The sequence below is a fragment of the Corynebacterium silvaticum genome (assembly GCF_004382825.2).
Taxonomy (GTDB): domain Bacteria; phylum Actinomycetota; class Actinomycetes; order Mycobacteriales; family Mycobacteriaceae; genus Corynebacterium; species Corynebacterium silvaticum.
Genome location: NZ_SDQO02000012.1, coordinates 1 through 391 on the forward strand (window position 1 = coordinate 1; position 391 = coordinate 391).

1 protein-coding gene is annotated in these 391 nt (G+C 58.8%); it reads right to left on the bottom strand.

Going from position 1 to position 391, the window contains the following annotated elements; genetic code table 11:
* Positions 1-391 (bottom strand): thiamine pyrophosphate-dependent enzyme (locus ET810_RS11885; RefSeq protein ID WP_241657944.1); only part of this gene is annotated, 391 nt, incomplete at both ends.

Consider the following 391-nt stretch of genomic DNA (forward strand, 5'->3'; position numbering starts at 1 on the left):
AGCGAGGCGTCCAACCCATACCACTGCTTCTGGATCGTCACCGTTGACGTGGAAGACAGGGCAGCCGTAGGCCTTGGCAAGGTCGGTGGCGTAGTGGCTAGAGCGGCCGGGGTCTGGGGTGGTGGTGAAGCCGATCTGGTTGTTCACGATGATGTGAATGGTGCCGCCGACGGTGTAGCCACGCAGCTGGGCGAGGTTCAAGGTTTCTTGAACGATGCCAAGGCCGGCGAATGCAGCGTCGCCGTGCAACATCATAGGAACAACGGAGTAGCCGTCAGTGGAGTCACCCTTGTTGAGGAGGTCTTGCTTTGCGCGGGCAATACCTTCCATAACGGGGTCGACTGCTTCGAGGTGAGATGGGTTAGCGGCAAGCGAAACCTTGATTTCGTTG